The 17,469-nt window shown below is 57.0% G+C and carries 18 protein-coding genes and 1 pseudogene; 7 read left to right on the forward strand and 12 right to left on the reverse strand.

Annotated features, from left to right (window positions below):
* Positions 1 to 39: 39 nt before the first annotated feature.
* Genes DSD31_RS21725 through DSD31_RS21745 form a run of 5 tightly spaced genes read left to right on the forward strand, consistent with a single transcriptional unit; the run spans position 40 to position 4,350 of the window.
* Positions 40 to 1,785, forward strand: a complete 1,746-nt coding sequence (locus DSD31_RS21725) for a class I mannose-6-phosphate isomerase (RefSeq protein WP_015585178.1) — start codon at positions 40 to 42, stop codon at positions 1,783 to 1,785.
* Positions 1,786 to 1,789: 4 nt separating this feature from the next.
* A complete protein-coding gene (locus DSD31_RS21730) occupies positions 1,790 to 2,218 on the forward strand; it encodes a PTS sugar transporter subunit IIA (protein WP_004857747.1) in 429 nt (142 codons plus the stop codon).
* A gap of 11 nt (positions 2,219 to 2,229) precedes the next feature.
* Positions 2,230 to 2,724: a PTS sugar transporter subunit IIB gene (locus tag DSD31_RS21735; protein WP_004857744.1), complete on the forward strand. Its 495-nt coding sequence runs from the start codon at positions 2,230 to 2,232 to the stop codon at positions 2,722 to 2,724.
* Between the two features lie 10 nt (positions 2,725 to 2,734).
* Positions 2,735 to 3,532, forward strand: a complete 798-nt coding sequence (locus DSD31_RS21740) for a PTS mannose/fructose/sorbose/N-acetylgalactosamine transporter subunit IIC (RefSeq protein WP_004857742.1) — start codon at positions 2,735 to 2,737, stop codon at positions 3,530 to 3,532.
* Positions 3,532 to 4,350 carry a PTS system mannose/fructose/sorbose family transporter subunit IID gene (locus DSD31_RS21745; protein WP_004857740.1) on the forward strand — a complete coding sequence of 273 codons (819 nt, stop codon included), beginning with the start codon at positions 3,532 to 3,534 and terminating at the stop codon, positions 4,348 to 4,350. Before DSD31_RS21740 ends, DSD31_RS21745 begins: the two co-directional genes overlap by 1 nt.
* Positions 4,351 to 4,690: 340 nt before the next feature.
* Here the strand turns inward: DSD31_RS21745 and DSD31_RS21750 are convergent, their stop codons facing one another.
* The 3 genes from DSD31_RS21750 to DSD31_RS21760 all read right to left on the reverse strand — a co-directional run bounded on the left by DSD31_RS21750 (position 4,691) and on the right by DSD31_RS21760 (position 6,776).
* Positions 4,691 to 5,473, reverse strand: a complete 783-nt coding sequence (locus DSD31_RS21750) for a glucose-6-phosphate isomerase family protein (RefSeq protein ID WP_054829009.1) — start codon at positions 5,471 to 5,473, stop codon at positions 4,691 to 4,693.
* Entirely contained in the window at positions 5,460 to 6,029 is a 570-nt protein-coding gene (locus tag DSD31_RS21755) for a glucose-6-phosphate isomerase family protein (RefSeq protein WP_004857736.1), read from the reverse strand. Before DSD31_RS21755 ends, DSD31_RS21750 begins: the two co-directional genes overlap by 14 nt.
* 117 nt (positions 6,030 to 6,146) lie before the next feature.
* Complete coding sequence (locus DSD31_RS21760; RefSeq protein ID WP_015585179.1) at positions 6,147 to 6,776, reverse strand: alanyl-tRNA editing protein; 630 nt, start codon at positions 6,774 to 6,776, stop codon at positions 6,147 to 6,149.
* 92 nt (positions 6,777 to 6,868) lie between these two features.
* On the opposite strand from DSD31_RS21760, the gene DSD31_RS21765 reads away from it, so the two are divergent.
* Entirely contained in the window at positions 6,869 to 7,816 is a 948-nt protein-coding gene (locus DSD31_RS21765) for a LysR family transcriptional regulator (protein ID WP_088911864.1), read from the forward strand.
* Here DSD31_RS21765 and rihC read toward each other — a convergent pair.
* The 7 genes and pseudogenes from rihC to DSD31_RS26530 form a co-directional block, all read right to left on the reverse strand.
* On the reverse strand, positions 7,777 to 8,691 hold the full coding sequence (gene rihC, locus DSD31_RS21770; RefSeq protein ID WP_113991304.1) for a ribonucleoside hydrolase RihC: 915 nt from the start codon (positions 8,689 to 8,691) through the stop codon (positions 7,777 to 7,779). The two genes, DSD31_RS21765 and rihC, sit on opposite strands and share 40 nt — an antisense overlap.
* Before the next feature lie 66 nt (positions 8,692 to 8,757).
* Positions 8,758 to 9,708, reverse strand: coding sequence for a 4-hydroxy-3-methylbut-2-enyl diphosphate reductase (gene ispH, locus DSD31_RS21775; protein WP_044347571.1), 951 nt, complete (start codon positions 9,706 to 9,708; stop codon positions 8,758 to 8,760).
* A 1-nt stretch (position 9,709) separates the two neighbouring features.
* The gene (fkpB, locus tag DSD31_RS21780; RefSeq protein WP_004857725.1) at positions 9,710 to 10,159 is read right to left on the reverse strand and encodes an FKBP-type peptidyl-prolyl cis-trans isomerase; all 450 of its coding nucleotides are present in this window, start codon (positions 10,157 to 10,159) and stop codon (positions 9,710 to 9,712) included.
* Between the two features lie 118 nt (positions 10,160 to 10,277).
* On the reverse strand, positions 10,278 to 10,775 hold the full coding sequence (lspA, locus tag DSD31_RS21785; RefSeq protein WP_004857723.1) for a signal peptidase II: 498 nt from the start codon (positions 10,773 to 10,775) through the stop codon (positions 10,278 to 10,280).
* Complete coding sequence (gene ileS / locus DSD31_RS21790; protein ID WP_004857721.1) at positions 10,775 to 13,591, reverse strand: isoleucine--tRNA ligase; 2,817 nt, start codon at positions 13,589 to 13,591, stop codon at positions 10,775 to 10,777. Before ileS ends, lspA begins: the two co-directional genes overlap by 1 nt.
* Positions 13,592 to 13,635: 44 nt before the next feature.
* Entirely contained in the window at positions 13,636 to 14,574 is a 939-nt protein-coding gene (gene ribF / locus DSD31_RS21795) for a bifunctional riboflavin kinase/FAD synthetase (protein WP_004857719.1), read from the reverse strand.
* 7 nt (positions 14,575 to 14,581) lie between these two features.
* Positions 14,582 to 14,785, reverse strand: a pseudogene (locus DSD31_RS26530) (DUF2575 domain-containing protein); the annotation flags it as partial.
* 119 nt (positions 14,786 to 14,904) lie between these two features.
* Here DSD31_RS26530 and rpsT point away from each other — a divergent pair.
* Positions 14,905 to 15,168: a 30S ribosomal protein S20 gene (gene rpsT, locus DSD31_RS21810; protein ID WP_003018940.1), complete on the forward strand. Its 264-nt coding sequence runs from the start codon at positions 14,905 to 14,907 to the stop codon at positions 15,166 to 15,168.
* A gap of 62 nt (positions 15,169 to 15,230) precedes the next feature.
* Here the strand turns inward: rpsT and nhaR are convergent, their stop codons facing one another.
* Entirely contained in the window at positions 15,231 to 16,130 is a 900-nt protein-coding gene (gene nhaR, locus DSD31_RS21815; RefSeq protein WP_004857714.1) for a transcriptional activator NhaR, read from the reverse strand.
* A 52-nt stretch (positions 16,131 to 16,182) separates the two neighbouring features.
* Positions 16,183 to 17,355: a Na+/H+ antiporter NhaA gene (gene nhaA / locus DSD31_RS21820; protein WP_064359593.1), complete on the reverse strand. Its 1,173-nt coding sequence runs from the start codon at positions 17,353 to 17,355 to the stop codon at positions 16,183 to 16,185.
* Between the last annotated feature and the right edge of the window lie 114 nt (positions 17,356 to 17,469).

Here is a 17,469-nt window from a genome sequence, read left to right on the forward strand (position 1 = left end):
AATCGATTAATCTTCATTTAGCCAATACGGAGACAGATAATGCAAACGACCTATGATAAATTCCCTGAAGTTACGGTTCAGGGTTATGACGACCAGGCCTGGCAGGGCTGGGAATCCATCGAAGCGACGCTTAACCTCAGGGCTTCAGCCTCCTCCAGAACCGTACTGGTTGTGGACTGCTATCCCGGCGTCCGGCTTGACGAACTGGAGCAGCGTCTGCTGCCGTCACTGAACGCGACGCGGGTGCTGAACGTCGAATCCGCCCGCCGCGATCAGCAGGCGCTCCACGATTTGCTGGCGCGTAACCTGACCGATGACCGTGTTTTCGGGGTCCTCTCCTGTCATCACCTGGAGGAGTTTTTTAACGCCGACAAGTTACATCAGTTGCGTCAGCAGGTCGATGCCGTGACCGAAGGCCTCATCGTTATTTATGGTCCCGGCGCCGCGCTCGTTCATCCGGGCGATGTGCTGGTCTATGCCGATATGCCGCGCTGGGAAATTCAGCAGCGCATGCGCCATGACGGCCTCGGAAACTGGGGGGCGGACAACCAGGACGAGGACATCCTCCGTCGCTATAAGCGCGCCTTTTTTATCGAATGGCGCGTCTTCGATCGCCACAAAACGCCGCTGCTCAAACGCGCCGACTATCTGCTTGATACCACGCAAAAAGAGGCGCCGACGCTGGTCAGCGGCGAAGCGCTACGCGCCGGCCTCCGGCAAACCACCACCCGTCCGTTCCGCGTGGCCCCGTTCTTCGATCCCGGCGTCTGGGGCGGTCAGTGGATGAAACAGCAATTCGATCTCGATCCCTCCGCGCCCAATTACGCATGGTGTTTTGATTGCGTGCCCGAGGAAAACAGCCTGTTACTGCGCTTTGGTCAGGTGCGGATCGAGATCCCCTCACAAAACCTGGTTTTACTTCACCCTCGCGCGCTGCTGGGTGAGAAGGTTCACGCCCGGTTTGGCGCTGAATTTCCCATCCGCTTTGATTTTCTCGACACTATCGGCGGCCAGAACCTGAGCTTCCAGGTTCATCCCGTCACCGAGTACATCCAGCAACAGTTTGGGATGCACTATACCCAGGATGAAAGCTATTACATTCTCGAAGCGCAACCGCACGCGGTGGTCTATCTCGGAACCAAAACCGGAATCGAGCCGCAGGCGATGCTGGACGATCTCAAGGCCGCCGCGCGCGGGGAGAAAACCTTCGACGATGCCCGCTTTGTTAACCAGATCCCGGCACGCAAGCACGATCACTTCCTGATCCCTGCCGGCACGGTTCACTGTTCGGGCAGCGGCACGATGGTCCTCGAAATCAGCGCCACGCCGTACATTTTTACTTTCAAGCTGTGGGACTGGGGGCGTTTAGGTTTAGATGGTCTGCCGCGCCCCGTCCATCTGGAACACGGGGAGCAGGTTATCGACTGGCAGCGTGACACCCGCTGGGTTGCCGACAACCTGGTAAACCAGGTCGAACCCGTAGCCGAAGGCGAAGGCTGGCGTGAAGAACGAACCGGGATGCACGAGCGTGAATTTATCGAAACCCGCCGCCACTGGTTCACCGCGCCGGTCACTCATCATACTCAGGGTGGAGTGAACGTTCTCAACCTGGTCGAAGGTGATGAGGCCATCGTCGACAGCCCGAGCGGCGCCTTCGCGCCTTTCGTCGTCCACTATGCCGAGACCTTTATTATTCCCGCCGCAGTGGGCGAGTATCGCATTTCACCGTCGGGCAAAGGCTCAGGACAGCCGCTCGCCACCATTAAAGCCTGGGTAAGAGGATAAGCGCATGATCAACGTTATTGTTGCCACCCACGGCCCGCTGGCGAACGCCCTGCTTGCAAGCGGCCGCATGGTTTACGGCGAATTACCTCATGTCTTCGCCGTGACGCTCGGCGAGCAGGCCGGCATTGAAGGCTTCAGAGAGGATTTCGCCCGCACGCTGGCCAGCGCCGGACAAAACGCCGATGGCGTGCTGGTGCTGTGCGATATGCAAAGCGGTACGCCGTGGAACATCGCCTGCCAGCACGCGTTTTCCTCTCAGACGATCCCCCCGGTCGCCGTCGTGGCGGGGGTCAATTTTCCGATGCTGCTGCAAAGCGACGAGGTTCACCATTTAACGGATGTGCACGATGCTGCCGCACAGCTGCTGGCGTTAACCGTACCGACACTGGTCATGGCTGCCCCGACGATATCCGTTCAGTCCGATGATTTTTAAAGGAAACCGCTATGAGTATCTCTTTTGTACGTATCGACGACCGCGTTATTCATGGGCAGCTCGTGACACGCTGGGCCAAAGAGCTGCCCTGCGACGGCATCGTCGCCATTGACGATGCCGTCGCGGCCGATCCGCTGCTCTCATCCGTGATGAAAGGCGCGGTTCAGGACACCAAAGTCTGGCTGTTCGACACCGCGACAGCTATCGAAAAATTGCCCAAAGTGATCGCCAGCGATAAGCGTTACTTCGTGATCGGCAAATCCCCCGTCACGCTCCAGCGCATCGAAGCAGCCGGTATCAGCCTGAAAAATGCCAACGGCAAAATTAACGTTGGCCCAATGAGCGCCCGCGCCGATACCCGAACCATTGGCCCGAACCAATCGGTCAACGCGGAGGAGATAGCCGCCTTTGACTGGCTGGTGCAGCACGGACATCTTGTTGAATTCCGCCTGGTCCCGGATGCCGGCTGTTACAGCTGGCAGGACGCCCGGCAGAAGCTGAAATAAGGAGCGGATGATGATTATCGAAGCGACATTGATAGGCTTTCTTTGCTATCTGGGCGCCCTCAGTAGCCCCTGGCTTTTGGGGCTGACCGGCGGCTGGTATCTGATCACCCGGCCGCTGGTTTCCGGCATGCTGGTCGGGCTTATTCTCGGCGATGTCAAAACCGGCATTATGATCGGCGTGGCGGTCCAGGCCGTCTATATCGCCATGGTGACACCGGGCGGGTCGATGCCGGCCGACCTTAACTTTGTCGCTTACCCGGCCATCGCCCTCGGGATCCTGTCAGGGAAAGGACCGGAAGTAGCGGTGGCGCTGGCGGCCACCATCGGTATCGCCGGAACCATTCTGTTTAACGCCATGATGGTACTGAACTCTTTCTGGAACCATCGGGCCGATGTTGCGCTGGATCGTGGCGACGAACGCGGAATTTATCTCAACAGCGCCATCTGGCCCCAGGCGACGAACTTCGTTTTACGCTTCGTACCGACTTTTATCGCCGTCTATTTCGGTGCGCAGTACATCAGTAGTTTTATGGACAGTTTGCCCAAAATCATTCTGTCGACGATGAACGTGCTGGGCGGCATTCTGCCTGCGGTGGGGATCGCTATCCTGCTCAAACAGATCATCAAAAACTACACCATGCTGATCTATTTTCTCGTCGGTTTCGTCTGCATCGTCTTTTTAAAGCTCAATATGGTCGCGCTGGTGATCGTGGGCTCGCTGCTGGCGTTAATCCATTACAACTACAAACCGGAGCCGCAGCAGAGCACTGGCGCAAAACCGGTCGTCGATGATGAGGATGAATTCTGATGGAAGAACGTACCCTGACCCGCAAAGACCTGCGCCGCTGCTGGCGCGCGTGGATGATGCACAACCTCTCTTCAATGAGCTTTGAACGCCTGGAATCCTTCGGCTTTTGCCTGAGCATGCTGCCGGTGGCGAAAAAACTCTATCCCGATGCCGCCCAGCGCACCGAAATGCTGCGCCGTCACGCATCGTTCTATAACACCGAGCCGCAGATCGGCGCGATCGTCAACGGTATGGCGCTGGGGCTGGAGGAGAAAAAAGCCAACGGCGAACCGATCGATGGTGAAACGATCAACACCCTGAAAGTCGGCCTGATGGGGCCGATCGCCGGGATCGGTGATTCAATGATCCCCGGCATGCTTATCCCGATTTTGCTGAGTATCGGTATGGCGCTGGCGGCCGGTGGCAGTATTCTCGGGCCGCTGTTCTATACCGTCGCCTGGCTGGGCATCATTATTCCCGGCTCCTGGTTTCTGTTTCTCAAAGGCTACAAAATGGGTTCCGGATCGGTAGAGATGCTGGTCAGCAGTAAGTCTACCCGCCTGCGTGAAGCCTTGTCGTTGCTGGGCGTTTTCGTCATGGGTGGCGTTGCGGCAAGCTACGTTAAACTCGGAACCGGGCTGGAATTCGTCACCAAAGACGGGGTCAATATTCACGTTCAGCAGATGCTGGATGGCATCTTCCCGCAGCTGCTGCCGCTTGTGGTGGTGCTGGGGACGTGGTATTTGATGGCCAAACGCGGGGTTTCACCGGTAAAAGCGATGGTGCTGCTGCTGGTACTGGCCGCACTCGGCGTGGTGAGCGGTCTGTTTGCCGGCTGATATCGGATGGTGTTGTGAAAATGTCCCGGTCGCGTCGCGCGGGCCGGGACAAACGCAGCGGATAGCGTGAATATCCGCCCAACGTCAAAAAACCGGGGCGATGCCCTAATGCGGGTCACTTAAAGGTGACCCGCATTTTTTGGGTTTATCGCAGGCCAGCGCAATGCCGGTAAACGGTGGTTTGTGCGAACGACGGGACAGAAACTCCTGCAGATATGTTGAAAACCTGACAGCGCCCATAAAAAATCGGCAATCTCTTTGAGATGGCTGATTCTTACACCTCTGCCGGATCGGTCAGCCGCCCCTTAAACGATCGGCATTAGGGCATGCCCCGGTTTTGCTATGGATGGAAATTCCGCCATAATTCCGCTGTCTTATCCGGGCGGGAGATAAACTGGAAGCGGGCAGGATCGTCAATAAACTGCTGATAAACTGGCGCGGAGGTAATGCCAAACTCCGTATACTGCCGGGGGGTAATAGCCTGTAAGCGCCCGGGAATATAGTGCGAATTATGCAACCAGATAATCTGTTCATCCTGCAGCAGCGGATACCAGGCCAGCCCTTTTCGGGCGCGCACGGCATCATATTCAAAACCGTACTCGCGATCGCACCATGCGCCAAAAGTTAAGGGTTCATCCGGGCTCGCCGAAATGGTGGCATGGCCCCAGCCGGGCGGCACCAGTACCTTTTCTCCCGGCCCGGCGATGACCGCAAAGCAGCGACCGGGGTCGTCCTCCACATACTCTTGCATGTAGATAATGGCTTTCCCCTGCCAGATTTCATACAGCTCCGGCGGCGACCAGCCGCTGTGCTGGCTGATGCGATGGACATGTCCCTGACTGCGAACCGGTTCATCCCCCAGTCGTCCGGCGGCATAGGTCACCACGCCAAACAGCAGCATCCGTTTTTTCAGCTCTTCACGATCCTGCATCCGCGCCACATCCATGGCGATGGCATACACCTCCTCCGGCCCTTCGCAGTGGGGATCGCGCAGCGAAGCGCGAATCTGATCGAGACGACGGATTTCCGGCATCGGCCCGGTGACATCATTGCCGTAGCTAAAACCCAGCGGTTGATGATGAATCGCCATATCCAGCCCGTAACAACAGTCAGATTTCGTCATTCTGCACCGCCTTTACCTGGAGAGTCCGATGCTCTTCAAAGACCCGCAGCGCAAAGCCGTTTGCCAGCGCTGCGTAATCGTGCCCCGCGACGCCGGGCCAGACCGCCAGCGCGGAAAGCGTATCGCCCCCGGTATTAATCAGCCTGTGCGCGGTGAACCCAGGAATAATATGTACTGACCCGGCAAAAACCTGCTCAAAGCGCGCTTGCCCTTGCTCATCTTGCAGGAGCAGTAGACCACTTCCCCGCAGACCAAAGTAGACTTCGCCTTGTTCACGACGGGCATGAAAATGCCCGCGGGTCATAAAATACTCGTTGCCCACTTTTCCGGGATAAAGATGGGTGACGCCGGTATACAGCGCCCCTTCCGCTGAAGAGGTATCAAGCATTTCCACATCATAAACGACCAGCTCGCCCACCATTCCCTGACGCGCGCGCTCATCGGCGAACACCTGCGCAAGATCCGCAATGCGCGTTGATTTACGTAACAACGGGCCATCGGCAAGTGCGCCGCTGGCCCAGACCACCTGCGGTGGCTGAATAAAGGAAGGATTCATATTTGTCTCCGGCCCGAGGAGAACAACAGAATAAGATTAGCAGATTAATCGATTAACCTCAGATGAGTCGGGCGACTTTGCAACTGATATCACACAAAAATCCGCCAGCGTCGCCGCTCACTCCAGCGTATAACTCACGATCAGCTGACCTTTTTTGATTTTTACCTGGCTAATCGTCACCATCCCCAGTTCAGACAGGCTGGCAACATGCGTTCCGCCGCAGGGATAGGCCGGTAATGATCCAAATCCGACCTGACGCCGCCCATCCTCAAAAGTCAGATGCCGCGGCAGATTTTCCGCCTGCCAGCCCGCGATCGTCGCCAGCAGTGCACTGGCCTCCGGCACGATGGCGGACCCGATAGCGGTGAACGTTATCCGCCCTTCTCCGGGCCAGTGGTGCGCCTTGACCGGGCGCCAGCCGGCCCGCTCGCCCGCCAGGCCTATCAGATGTCCCGCTGAGTGCAGCCGCGAGTGCAGACGCCTGGCAGCCTCATCCACCCGAATCTCCACCTCTCCAGGCGGCAGCGGTTGCGCGACAATGTGCAGGACGCTGTCGCCTCGCGCCACCACGCCTTCAACAGCAATACCGCCAATCCAGCCGCGATCGGCCGGCTGCCCGCCGCCCTGCGGGTGAAACAAGGTCTGGTTCAGCTCAATAGCGTAACGGCCATCGGCCTCACTCTGGCAACTCACGACCAGAGCTCGCATCTCGGTCTCATCGCAGGTGTAATAAAGACGTTCAGTCATGGTTGTCCTCCTCTCAGTCAGGACAGTATATTGATATTATCCATGACGATAATCCCGTCATTCATCAATGCACTTTTGCCTCAAGAGCACAAATGAATCTCAATTTACTCCCCGACCTTGCCCTGTTCGTGCAAATTGTCGATCAGGGCAGTTTTTCTGCCGTCGCCCGTATTTCCGGAGCAACGCCTTCGGCGATCAGCCGCAGCGTCTCGCGGCTGGAACAGCAAATGGGCTGTAAGCTGCTGCACCGCAGCACGCGTAAATTACGCCTGAGCGATGCCGGGAAAACGGTGTATGCGCACGCACAGGAGATGCTGGAATCGGCTCGCCAGGCGATGAATTCCGCCAGCAGTGCGCAGGAAGTGGCGCAGGGCAAACTGACGCTCAGCGTGCCGAAGGCCGTCGGGCGGTTTGTGATTCATCCGTTAATGACGGAGTTTCTCACCCGCTACCCCGGCGTGGACGTCTGTCTGCGGCTTGAGGACCGCTATCTGGATCTGATTGATGATGGTATTGATCTGGCGCTGCGGATTACCCACACCCCCTCTCCCGGGCTACACGGCAAGCCGCTGATGCCGGTGACCCACGTGATCTGCGCCACACCGGATTATTTGCAGCAGCATGGCACGCCGCAAACGCCGGCGGAGCTGCGCGCTCACAGCTGCATCAGCCTGGGCGAAACGCCGGCCGACTCACGTTGGAAATTCCGACGGGCGGGTAAAACGGAAACTATCCAGACTCACGGACGCTACGCCGCCAACCATACTGCCGTGCGCCTTGATGCGGTGCAGCAGCATTTAGGTATCGGCAGCCTGCCGCTGTTTACCGCCCGCGACGCGCTGGCCCGGGGCGATATCGTCCAGGTTCTGGCAGAATGGGAGTTTATCAGTAGCTATACCGGACAGCTGTGGTTGCTGTGGTCGGGCAATAAACATATGCCCGCCAGAATGCGGGCCATGATTGATTTTCTGAGCGAGAAAATTGACGGTCGTCTGGCTGCTTACGGCGCCAGGGCCAACACTTCCGCCACCCAGCGCTGAAAACCGTCCACATCCAGCGCCAGCGCAACGTTCGCGTTCGCCGGCTGCCCCAGTCGCCCTTCGATATCGACGACGGTGGTGCCGGATGTCCAGGTCCCCTGCGTTTCCACCGCCACAAAGCACGGTTGCAGGGTAAACAGTTCAGGGCGCACCAGCCAGGCAATGGCGCACAGGTCATGCATGCGCAGCCCGCTGCTCATGCTGCCGCTGCGATAATGGCTGAACAGCGCGTGGAGCATCTTTCCGGTCTTGTTCAACGCGGGCAGCGTGGCAAGGTACTCCGGCGTCAGCATTGCCCGGTTCGTCACGTCGAGCCCGCACATCACGGTCTCCAGACCGCTGCGAAATACGCTGGCCGCGGCTTCCGGATCGATAGCAATATTGAACTCCGCATTAGGCGTAAAGTTACCGCGCCCGGCGGAACCGCCCATGATCACCAGCCGGCGAATATTAAAGCGACATTCCGGGTACTGCGTCAGGAGCAGCGCAATATTGGTCAACGGACCAATCGCCACCAGCGTAATCGGCTCCTGAGCATGCATCAGCGCATCGCGAATGGCCTGAAAGGCCGGTTTCGGCAATGGCTGACAGTCATGCTCGACAAAATCATACCCTTCCATGCCGGACTCGCCGTGCACGGAGGCCGCATCGCGCAGCGGGCGCAAGAGCGGCATCGACGCTCCCTGAGCCAGAGGAACCTTCGCCTGCCAGAAATGCAGCAGCTGCAGGGCGTTACGCGTGGTTTTTTCCACCGACACGTTCCCCGCCACCGTCGTCATCAGCTGCAGATCGAGCTCGGGGGCGAATAGCGCGGCGGCGATCGCCGCCGCGTCGTCAATGCCGGGATCGGTATCAAGAATGATCGGTAAGCGCATCGTTTCTCCCAAAAAAAATGCCAGACGTTAAGTCTGGCATCTTCTCACATCCGCCGGCGAAAGAACTTAGTCTACTTCACGGACATCAACCCGCAGCTCTTTCGGTACTTCGAAAACGATATTCTCTTCACGCCCTTCCAGCGGGACGGCTTCTCCACCGCCCAGCGCCTGCAGACGCGCAATCACGTTCTGCACCAGGATATCCGGGGCCGATGCGCCTGCGGTCACGCCAACGCACGCGGCCTCTTTGACCCACGCTTCCTGAATATCCGTCGCGTCGTCAATCAGATAGGCTGCTTTCCCCATCCGCTGAGCGAGCTCCGCCAGGCGGTTGGAGTTAGAGGAGTTTTTCGACCCCACCACCAGCACGACATCGGCCTGTTCCGCCAGCGCGCGAACCGCTTCCTGACGGTTGGTCGTTGCGTAACAGATATCGTCTTTACGCGGCCCGACGATTTTCGGGAAACGTTGGCGCAGCGCGTCGATCACATCCGAAGTGTCATCTACCGAGAGGGTAGTCTGCGTCATAAACGACAGCCGGGCGTCGTTTTTCACATCCAGCGTCCAGACATCATCGGGTGATTCCACCAGATACATTCCCCCTTCCGGGTTGCTGTACTGGCCCATCGTCCCTTCCACTTCCGGGTGACCGGCATGGCCAATCAGGATCGACTCTTCGCCGCGACGGCTGGCGCGGGCGACTTCCATATGTACTTTGGTCACCAGCGGACAGGTCGCGTCAAAGACCGTCAGATCGCGGTTTTTCGCTTCATTACGTACCGCCTGAGAGACGCCGTGCGCGGAGAAAATCAGGATCGCGCCATCAGGCACTTCGCTAATCTGTTCGATAAAAATGGCGCCGCGCTTGCGCAGGCTATCGACCACATAGCGGTTATGCACCACTTCATGACGCACATAGATCGGCGCGCCGTAGAGCGTCAGCGCGTTTTCGACAATGCTGATAGCGCGGTCAACGCCGGCGCAAAAGCCGCGCGGGTTAGCCAACAGGATCTGCATTTCACTCCTCCAGCGCCGGATCGATTTCCAGCACTTCAATATCAAAATGGACGGTGCGCCCGGCCAGCGGGTGGTTGAAATCCACGGTGATCGAATCGCCGTTCACTTCACGAATCACGCCGGGCATTTCGCTGCCATCCATTGCGGTAAAGAGCATAATCGCGCCGATTTCCGGCTCGCCCGCATCGATAAATTCGCGGCGGGAAAAATACTGGATAAGATCCGGGCTTGGTATGCCAAACGCAGCATCGGGCTCCAGCGAGAATACCTTTTTCTCCCCCTCTTTCAGACCAAGAAGCTGTTGTTCCAGACCTTCAGACAGGGAGGTGTCGCCAAGGCGAAACAGGGCAGGTTTGCCGTTATTGCGGGTGGATTCAGCCGTTGAGCCATCATCCAGTTTCAGCGTGAAGTGAACGAGGATCGCGCTGTTGCTCTGTACGGATTTAGACATGCAGGTTTGCTCTTTAAAATTTCAGCCGCCTGTTTGCCCGGTGGCGCTACGCTTACCGGGCCGACAAGGAGCGCAGTACATTATAGGCCAGATAAGCGCCAGCGCCATCCGGCAATGTTTATGCGGCTTTTTTCTCTTTAGAAGGCAGGAAGCCTTCCAGCACAATCAGCGCTGCGCCGATACAAATTGCGGTATCAGCGAGGTTGAAGGTGGCGAAATGCCAGTCCCCGACGTAGAAATCAATCATATCGACGACGAAACCATGCCATAGCCGATCAAACAAATTCCCCAGCGCACCGCCAATAATCAGCGCGTAGGCAATGTTGTTCAGCTTTTGCGTGGCTTTTGAGCGATACATCAAGACCGCCAGAATCACGCAGATACCGATGGCAATGCCGGCAAAGAACCAGCGCTGCCAGCCGCCGCTATCGGCAAGGAAACTAAAAGCTGCGCCATAGTTACGCGCATAGTGCAGATTAAGCGACGGAAACAGCGATACCGTATCCCCCAGAGCAAAGTTCTGGAGGATCAGGAATTTACTGCCCAGGTCAATAATCAGCACGGCTACGACGACCCAAAGCCAGCGTAGCCCCGTTGAACAGACAGATTTACTCATCAGGCAAACTTACGTTTTTCGCCGTCACCGGCGACGTTGCTGACACAGCGACCGCAGATTTCCGCGTGTTCCGCCACCTTGCCGACATCGCTGGTGTAGTGCCAGCAGCGTGGGCATTTCTCGCCTTCGGCTTTACTCAGCACGACTTTCAGACCTTTCAGCAGTTCACTCTGCCAGGCATCAGCCGGCGCCTGTGCATGATCGGCAACCGTCGCCCCGGAGGTCAACAGGACAAATCGTAATTCGCTGCCCAGCGCGTTCAGCTTCGCGGCCAGATCGGCATCGGCATACAGCGTGACCGCCGCTTCCAGAGAACCGCCCACCCGCTTGTCAGCACGCGCCTGCTCGATGACCTTATTGACTTCACCACGTACCTGCAGCAGATCGTCCCAGAAGCCGTCGTTCATCGCTTCGTCGTCGGCCAGGCCAAACAGACCTTCATACCACTCACCGGTGAAGACGTATTTTTCGCGGGAACCCGGCAGGTAGCCCCAGATTTCGTCTGCGGTGAAGGACATGATCGGCGCCATCCAGCGAACCAGCGCTTCCACAATATGGAACAGCGCGGTCTGGCAGCTGCGACGCGCCACGCTGTCCGCTTTCGCGGTGTACTGGCGATCTTTGATGATGTCGAGGTAGAACGAGCCCATCTCAATGGAGCAGAAGCGCATCAGGCGCTGCACCACTTCGTGGAAGTCGTAAGACTCATAGGCCTTCAGGATATCTTCCTGCGCCGCTTTCGCGCAGCCTACCGCCCAACGATCGAGCACCACCATCTCTTCCGGTTTCACCATGTCTTTAACCGGATCGAAACCGTTAAGGTTCGCCAGCAGGAAGCGCGCGGTGTTACGGATACGACGATAGCTGTCGGCGGCGCGTTTAAGGATCTCGTCAGAGACCGCCATTTCGCCGGTGTAATCGGTCGACGCGACCCACAGACGCAGGATATCCGCGCCCAGCTTGTTCATCACATCCTGCGGAGAGACGGTGTTACCGATGGATTTGGACATTTTACGTCCCTGACCATCAACGGTGAAACCGTGCGTCAGCACCTGGCGGTACGGCGCTTTGCCCTTCATCGCCGTGGAGATCATCAGCGAGGACATGAACCAGCCGCGATGCTGGTCGGAACCTTCCAGATACATATCGGCGGCGTGACCGGAGAATTCCGGGCGTACGTCAACCACGGAAGAGTGGGTAGAACCGGAGTCGAACCATACGTCCAGAGTATCCGGCACTTTCTCGTAGCTGTCGGCATCGGCACCGAGGATGTCGCGGGAGTCGAGATCCCACCACGCCTGAATACCGTCCACCTCAACGCGCTTCGCCACTTCTTCCATCAGTTCCAGGGTGTTCGGGTGCAGTTCCTGGGTCTCTTTGTGCACAAACAGAGACATCGGCACGCCCCAGGTACGCTGACGGGAGATACACCAGTCAGGACGGTTGGCCACCATCGATTCGATACGCGCCTGGCCCCAGTCCGGGATCCACTGCACGCCTTTGATCTCTTTCAGCGACTGCGCGCGCAGGCCTTTCTGATCCATGCTGACGAACCACTGTGGGGTCGCACGGAAGATGATCGGCGACTTGTGACGCCAGCAGCATGGATAGCTGTGCTGCATTTTCTCAACGTGTAGCAGCGCGCCGCTTTCGCGCAGCATCTCGACGATGATGTCGTTCGCTTTAAAGACGTTAATACCGTCCAGCGCCGGCCAGGTCCCTGGCAGGTAGGAACCGTCCGGGCCGACCGGGTTAGCAATTTCCAGACCGTATTTCTGGCTGATGGTGTAGTCGTCCGGACCGTGGCCGCCGGCGGTATGCACCGCACCGGTACCCGCATCGAGGGTAACGTGGTCGCCGAGGATCGCCGGAACATCGAAGTCGAGGAACGGATGCTTAAAGCGCATCAGCTCCAGTTCATCACCTTTCACCGCCGCCAGGATGGTGTAATCCGCCATACCCGCGCGTTTCATCACGCTTTCAACCAGATCTTTCGCCAGGATCAGCGCCTGACCTGCAACCTGCACCAGCGCATAGTCGAATTCCGGCGACAGGGAGATAGCGCGGTTGGCAGGCAGGGTCCACGGGGTGGTGGTCCAGATAACCAGGGATACCGGGCCGGTAACATCGGCAACGCCGAATTTCGCCAGCACCGCGGCTTTGTCTACCGCGTGGAACGCGACGTCGATAGAAGGAGACGTTTTGTCGTAATACTCGACTTCTGCTTCCGCCAGCGCAGAACGGCAGTCAACGCACCAGTGCACCGGCTTCGCGCCTTTGTGCAGGTGGCCGTTGCCAATGATTTTACCCAGCGCACGGATGATGTTGGCTTCGGTTTTGAAGTCCATGGTCAGGTACGGACGCGACCAGTCGCCCAGCACGCCCAGGCGGATAAAGTCTTTACGCTGGCCGTCAACCTGGGTCGCGGCATATTCGCGGCACTTGGCGCGGAATTCAGCGGCGGTGAATTTCTCACCCGGCTTGCCATATTCCTGCTCCACTTTCAGCTCGATCGGCAGACCGTGGCAGTCCCAACCTGGAACGTAAGGCGAGTCATAGCCCGTCAGTCCTTTGGACTTAACGATAATGTCTTTCAGAATCTTGTTAACCGAGTGACCAATATGAATGCTGCCATTCGCATAAGGAGGGCCATCATGCAGAATGAAGGTTTTTTTGCCTTTTTTCGCTGCACGGATGATGCCGTACAGGTCATCATCGGTCCAACGCGCCAGCATTCCCGGTTCGCGCTTGGCGAGATCGCCACGCATCGGGAACCCTGTTTCCGGCAAATTCAGGGTGGATTTATAGTCACTCATCAGATTCTCGGTTCCGTATTTCGGTTTGATAAACACCAACAGACTTATGCCTGCCTGGCCAGCCCAAAGAACTCGCGGGCCGTTAACTCATCACGTGCAATTTGCGCTTTCAGCTCATCAAGCGACGCAAATCGCTGCTCGTTACGTATTTTTTTACGCAGTATTACGTCTATATGGCGACCATAAAGGTCCATTACAACGTCCAGCAAATGCACTTCCAGCTGCTGGCGAACGCCAGCAACCGTTGGACGGGTGCCAATGTTGGCGACGCCCACCAGCGGTTTGTCGCCCAGTCCTGTTACTTCCACCGCATAGACCCCTTTTACCGGGGAAACCTGACGGCGTAGCGGTAAGTTCGCCGTCGGAAAACCAATAGTGCGCCCCAGCTCATCGCCGTGGACCACGCGTCCGGAGATCGTAAAGGGATGACCCAGCAGGTTTTCCGCCTGCACAAGGTCGTCATCCGCCAGCGCCTGGCGCACCGCCGTGCTGCTGATACGTACGCCGCCTTCGCAGAAAGTTTGGGTGCTGGTTACGTCAAAACCATATTCCGCCCCGGCTTTCTGTAATAACAAGAAATCCCCCTGGCGACCAGCGCCAAAGCGGAAATCATCCCCCACAGCGAGGAACTGCACGCCTAACCGGCGCACCAGCAGTTCGCTGATAAAATCCTGGGCGGTCAGGGCGGCGAAGCGGCGGTCAAAGCGCACGCACAGCACATAGTCGACGCCGCTTTCAGCCAGATAGCTCAGCTTTTCCCGCAGACGCGTCAAACGGGCGGGCGCCTTATCGGCGGCAAACAGCTCCAGCGGCTGTGGTTCGAAAATCATCACCACCACCGGTAAACCACGCTGGCGGCCCTCGGCGCGCAAACGCTGCAGCAGCGCCTGATGCCCGCGATGCACACCGTCAAAATTACCAATGGTCAGCACGCACCCGTGCGGCGCCTGACTGAGATTATGTATGCCGCGTATCAGCTTCATGTCTGGCTCAAAACAGTGAAAATCGTCCGAGTATACCTTGTACAACTGACGACGTTAACCAGCGATTGCACCTCTTAACCGAAAGATCCCGGGAATTCATCAACTCAGCGCGGGAATGCGGCAAAAACTACCCGAGCCCAGCGATTTTTATGGTGGAAAGGCTGTATTCGCCAGCAACAAGCTGGTAGAATCTTGCGCCATCACTACGTAATAAAGCGTCGTTGTTTTAAGCGGCGCTTATTTGCACAAATCCATTGACAAAAGAAGGCTAAACGGGCATATTCCTCGGCCTTTGAATTGTCCATATAGAACACATTTGGGAGTTGGACCTTGGCTAATATCAAATCAGCTAAGAAGCGCGCCGTTCAGTCTGAAAAGGCCCGCAAGCACAACGCTAGCCGTCGCTCTATGATGCGTACTTTCATCAAGAAAGTATACGCAGCTATCGAAGCTGGCGACAAAGCTACTGCACTGAAAGCATTTAACGAAATGCAACCAATCGTGGACCGTCAGGCTGCTAAAGGTCTGATCCACAAAAACAAAGCTGCGCGTCATAAAGCAAACCTGACCGCTCAGATCAACAAACTGGCTTAATCGTCTGCTTGTTATCGCTTTGTAAAAAAACCCGCGAAAGCGGGTTTTTTTATGCCTGTCAGTTACGGCTGCGGCGTCGTGAAGAGTGACGAATAGTCGCGATTGCAAATCCGTTGCACCGCCGGATGCTGAATCATCCTTTCGGCAAAAATGGCGTGATACTCCTCCATCACATTCTCCATCCGTCCGATCTCAATAATCGTCTCGTCCTGATAGAAGTCATGCGCGTAAAGCGTCGGCGCGACAAAAATCGCATTATGCGCCGCACCGAACGCCTTCATCAGCGCCGCATCGTCAAACTCACCGAGAATCTCGACCTTCAGCCCCTGGGAGTTGAACCAGTTCAGAAGCTTGCGTCCCAGCATCGAGCGCCGACCGGGGATCAGCAGACGACGCTCCTCCAGACAGGCGGGGAACGGTTTTTCCGGCGGCGGGTTCATACACCAGAAGCTCACGCTGCACTCGCCGATACGTACGGAGAACAGCCCTTCCTGCTGGGTGGAATCGATGGGGCAGTCTGAGATGATCATATCGAGCTTGTGCTGGCTGAGCTGCTCAAGCAGCATTTCGTGGGTCGATTCAAAGCAACGCAGATGAATCTGTTCATTATCCACTACCGCCGCATCCAGCACCCCGCTCACCAATCGTTTCGACAAAGCATCGGCAACGCCGACATCGAACAGTAGGTTAGACTCTTTGCGGTAGTTCACAATATCGAGCATCTCCTGGCTCAGCGTGAACATGCGGTCCGCATAGCGGAATACCAGCTCGCCCAGTTCACTCGGCTCCAGCCCCCGCCCCTTGCGTTTAAACAATTTCCCCTGCAAACGCTCTTCGAGCGCTTTGATTTGCCCGGTAATGGTCTGCGGCGTCAGAAACAAAGCCTCCGCGGCGCCGACAACAGAACCTTCTTTGTAAACGTGCCAGAAGTAATACAGGTGGTTGTAATTAATATGCGACATGTTTCTCTCCCTGATAATGCCAGGGGAGCCCTTACAGGCTCCCCGTCGAATGTTAAGCCGTCGTGGTATCCGCAATACGCCTGCGTAGTATCATATACCCGGTCACGGCCGACAGGACCGATCCAATCAGGATGCCCAGCTTGGCCCAGTTGATTAAGCCAGGGTTAACGCTGCTGAAGGCCAGACTGGCGATGAAAATCGACATCGTGAAGCCAATCCCGCACAGAATGCCGACCGCCACAATCTGCTTGCAGGTCGTCCCTTCCGGCAGCGATGCCCATTTCAGTTTTAACGCCAGCCAGCAGAACAGGCTGATACCCAGCGGTTTGCCGATAAACAGCCCGGCAATAATCCCCAGCGGCAGCAGTGACGTCAGTCCTTCAATCGTTACCCCTTGCAGCGAGACGCCTGCGTTAGCGAAGGCGAAAAGCGGCAGAATCAGGTAAGCCACCCATGGATGCAGGACATGCTCAAGCTGCTTAGCCGGTGATTTACCGCCCTGCTCCTTCAGCGGGATCATAAAGCCAACGATCACCCCGGCTAACGTCGCATGAACCCCGGACTTCAGGACCGCAGTCCATAGCACCGCGCCGACCAGGATATAGATACCGGTGCGTCGGACGCCGCAAAGATTGAGCGCGACCAGCACGGCAATCGCCCCAGCCGCCACGCCCAGCGACAGGACGGAAAGGTCACTGGTATAAAACAGGGCAATGATGATAATGGCGCCCAGGTCGTCGATAATCGCCAGCGCCATCAGGAAGATTTTCAACGCCGGCGGTACGCGACTGCCCAGCAGCGCCAGCACGCCCAGCGCAAAAGCGATATCGGTCGCCGCCGGAATCGCCCACCCCTCCCGGGTAATCGGATCCTGAGCATTAAACGCCAGGTAGATCAGCGCCGGGACAATCATCCCACCTAAGGCAGCCACGACCGGGAAAACGGCCTGACGGCGGCTGGCCAGCGCCCCCTGAATCATCTCTCGCTTCACTTCCAGGCCAATCAGTAAGAAGAAGACGGCCATCAGCGCATCGTTAATCCACAGCAGCATGTTCTTATTGATTTCTAACGCACCAACACGCAGCTGAACGGGTGTTTCCAGAAAGGAATGGTAAATACCGCTGGTCGCGTCAGTATTAGCCAACAGCATGGCCAACGCGGCCGCAAAAATGAGGATAATGCCCCCTGAAGCATCGCTACTGAAAAAACGCTGCAGATGTTTCACTTTTACTCTCTCTATAAGGCTAATTCATCGATGAAACTATTCTAGTCGCCATAACACTTCGAAAAAATAAGATTATTATTGCGTTATAGCTCGATTTTTACGATATAAGGCAGA

The sequence above is a fragment of the Klebsiella sp. X13 genome (assembly GCF_003323835.1).
Taxonomy (GTDB): Bacteria; Pseudomonadota; Gammaproteobacteria; order Enterobacterales; family Enterobacteriaceae; genus Klebsiella; species Klebsiella ornithinolytica.

Bases quoted from the DNA above. Each gene is read 5' to 3' on its own strand.
- DSD31_RS21725 (WP_015585178.1), top strand. From the start codon at position 40: ATGCAAACGACCTATGATAAATTCCCTGAAGTTACGGTTCAGGGTTAT.
- DSD31_RS21730 (WP_004857747.1), top strand. From the start codon at position 1,790: ATGATCAACGTTATTGTTGCCACCCACGGCCCGCTGGCGAACGCCCTG.
- DSD31_RS21735 (WP_004857744.1), top strand. From the start codon at position 2,230: ATGAGTATCTCTTTTGTACGTATCGACGACCGCGTTATTCATGGGCAG.
- DSD31_RS21740 (WP_004857742.1), top strand. From the start codon at position 2,735: ATGATTATCGAAGCGACATTGATAGGCTTTCTTTGCTATCTGGGCGCC.
- DSD31_RS21745 (WP_004857740.1), top strand. From the start codon at position 3,532: ATGGAAGAACGTACCCTGACCCGCAAAGACCTGCGCCGCTGCTGGCGC.
- DSD31_RS21750 (WP_054829009.1), bottom strand. From the start codon at position 5,473: ATGACGAAATCTGACTGTTGTTACGGGCTGGATATGGCGATTCATCAT.
- DSD31_RS21755 (WP_004857736.1), bottom strand. From the start codon at position 6,029: ATGAATCCTTCCTTTATTCAGCCACCGCAGGTGGTCTGGGCCAGCGGC.
- DSD31_RS21760 (WP_015585179.1), bottom strand. From the start codon at position 6,776: ATGACTGAACGTCTTTATTACACCTGCGATGAGACCGAGATGCGAGCT.
- DSD31_RS21765 (WP_088911864.1), top strand. From the start codon at position 6,869: ATGAATCTCAATTTACTCCCCGACCTTGCCCTGTTCGTGCAAATTGTC.
- rihC (WP_113991304.1), bottom strand. From the start codon at position 8,691: ATGCGCTTACCGATCATTCTTGATACCGATCCCGGCATTGACGACGCG.
- ispH (WP_044347571.1), bottom strand. From the start codon at position 9,708: ATGCAGATCCTGTTGGCTAACCCGCGCGGCTTTTGCGCCGGCGTTGAC.
- fkpB (WP_004857725.1), bottom strand. From the start codon at position 10,159: ATGTCTAAATCCGTACAGAGCAACAGCGCGATCCTCGTTCACTTCACG.
- lspA (WP_004857723.1), bottom strand. From the start codon at position 10,775: ATGAGTAAATCTGTCTGTTCAACGGGGCTACGCTGGCTTTGGGTCGTC.
- ileS (WP_004857721.1), bottom strand. From the start codon at position 13,591: ATGAGTGACTATAAATCCACCCTGAATTTGCCGGAAACAGGGTTCCCG.
- ribF (WP_004857719.1), bottom strand. From the start codon at position 14,574: ATGAAGCTGATACGCGGCATACATAATCTCAGTCAGGCGCCGCACGGG.
- nhaR (WP_004857714.1), bottom strand. From the start codon at position 16,130: ATGTCGCATATTAATTACAACCACCTGTATTACTTCTGGCACGTTTAC.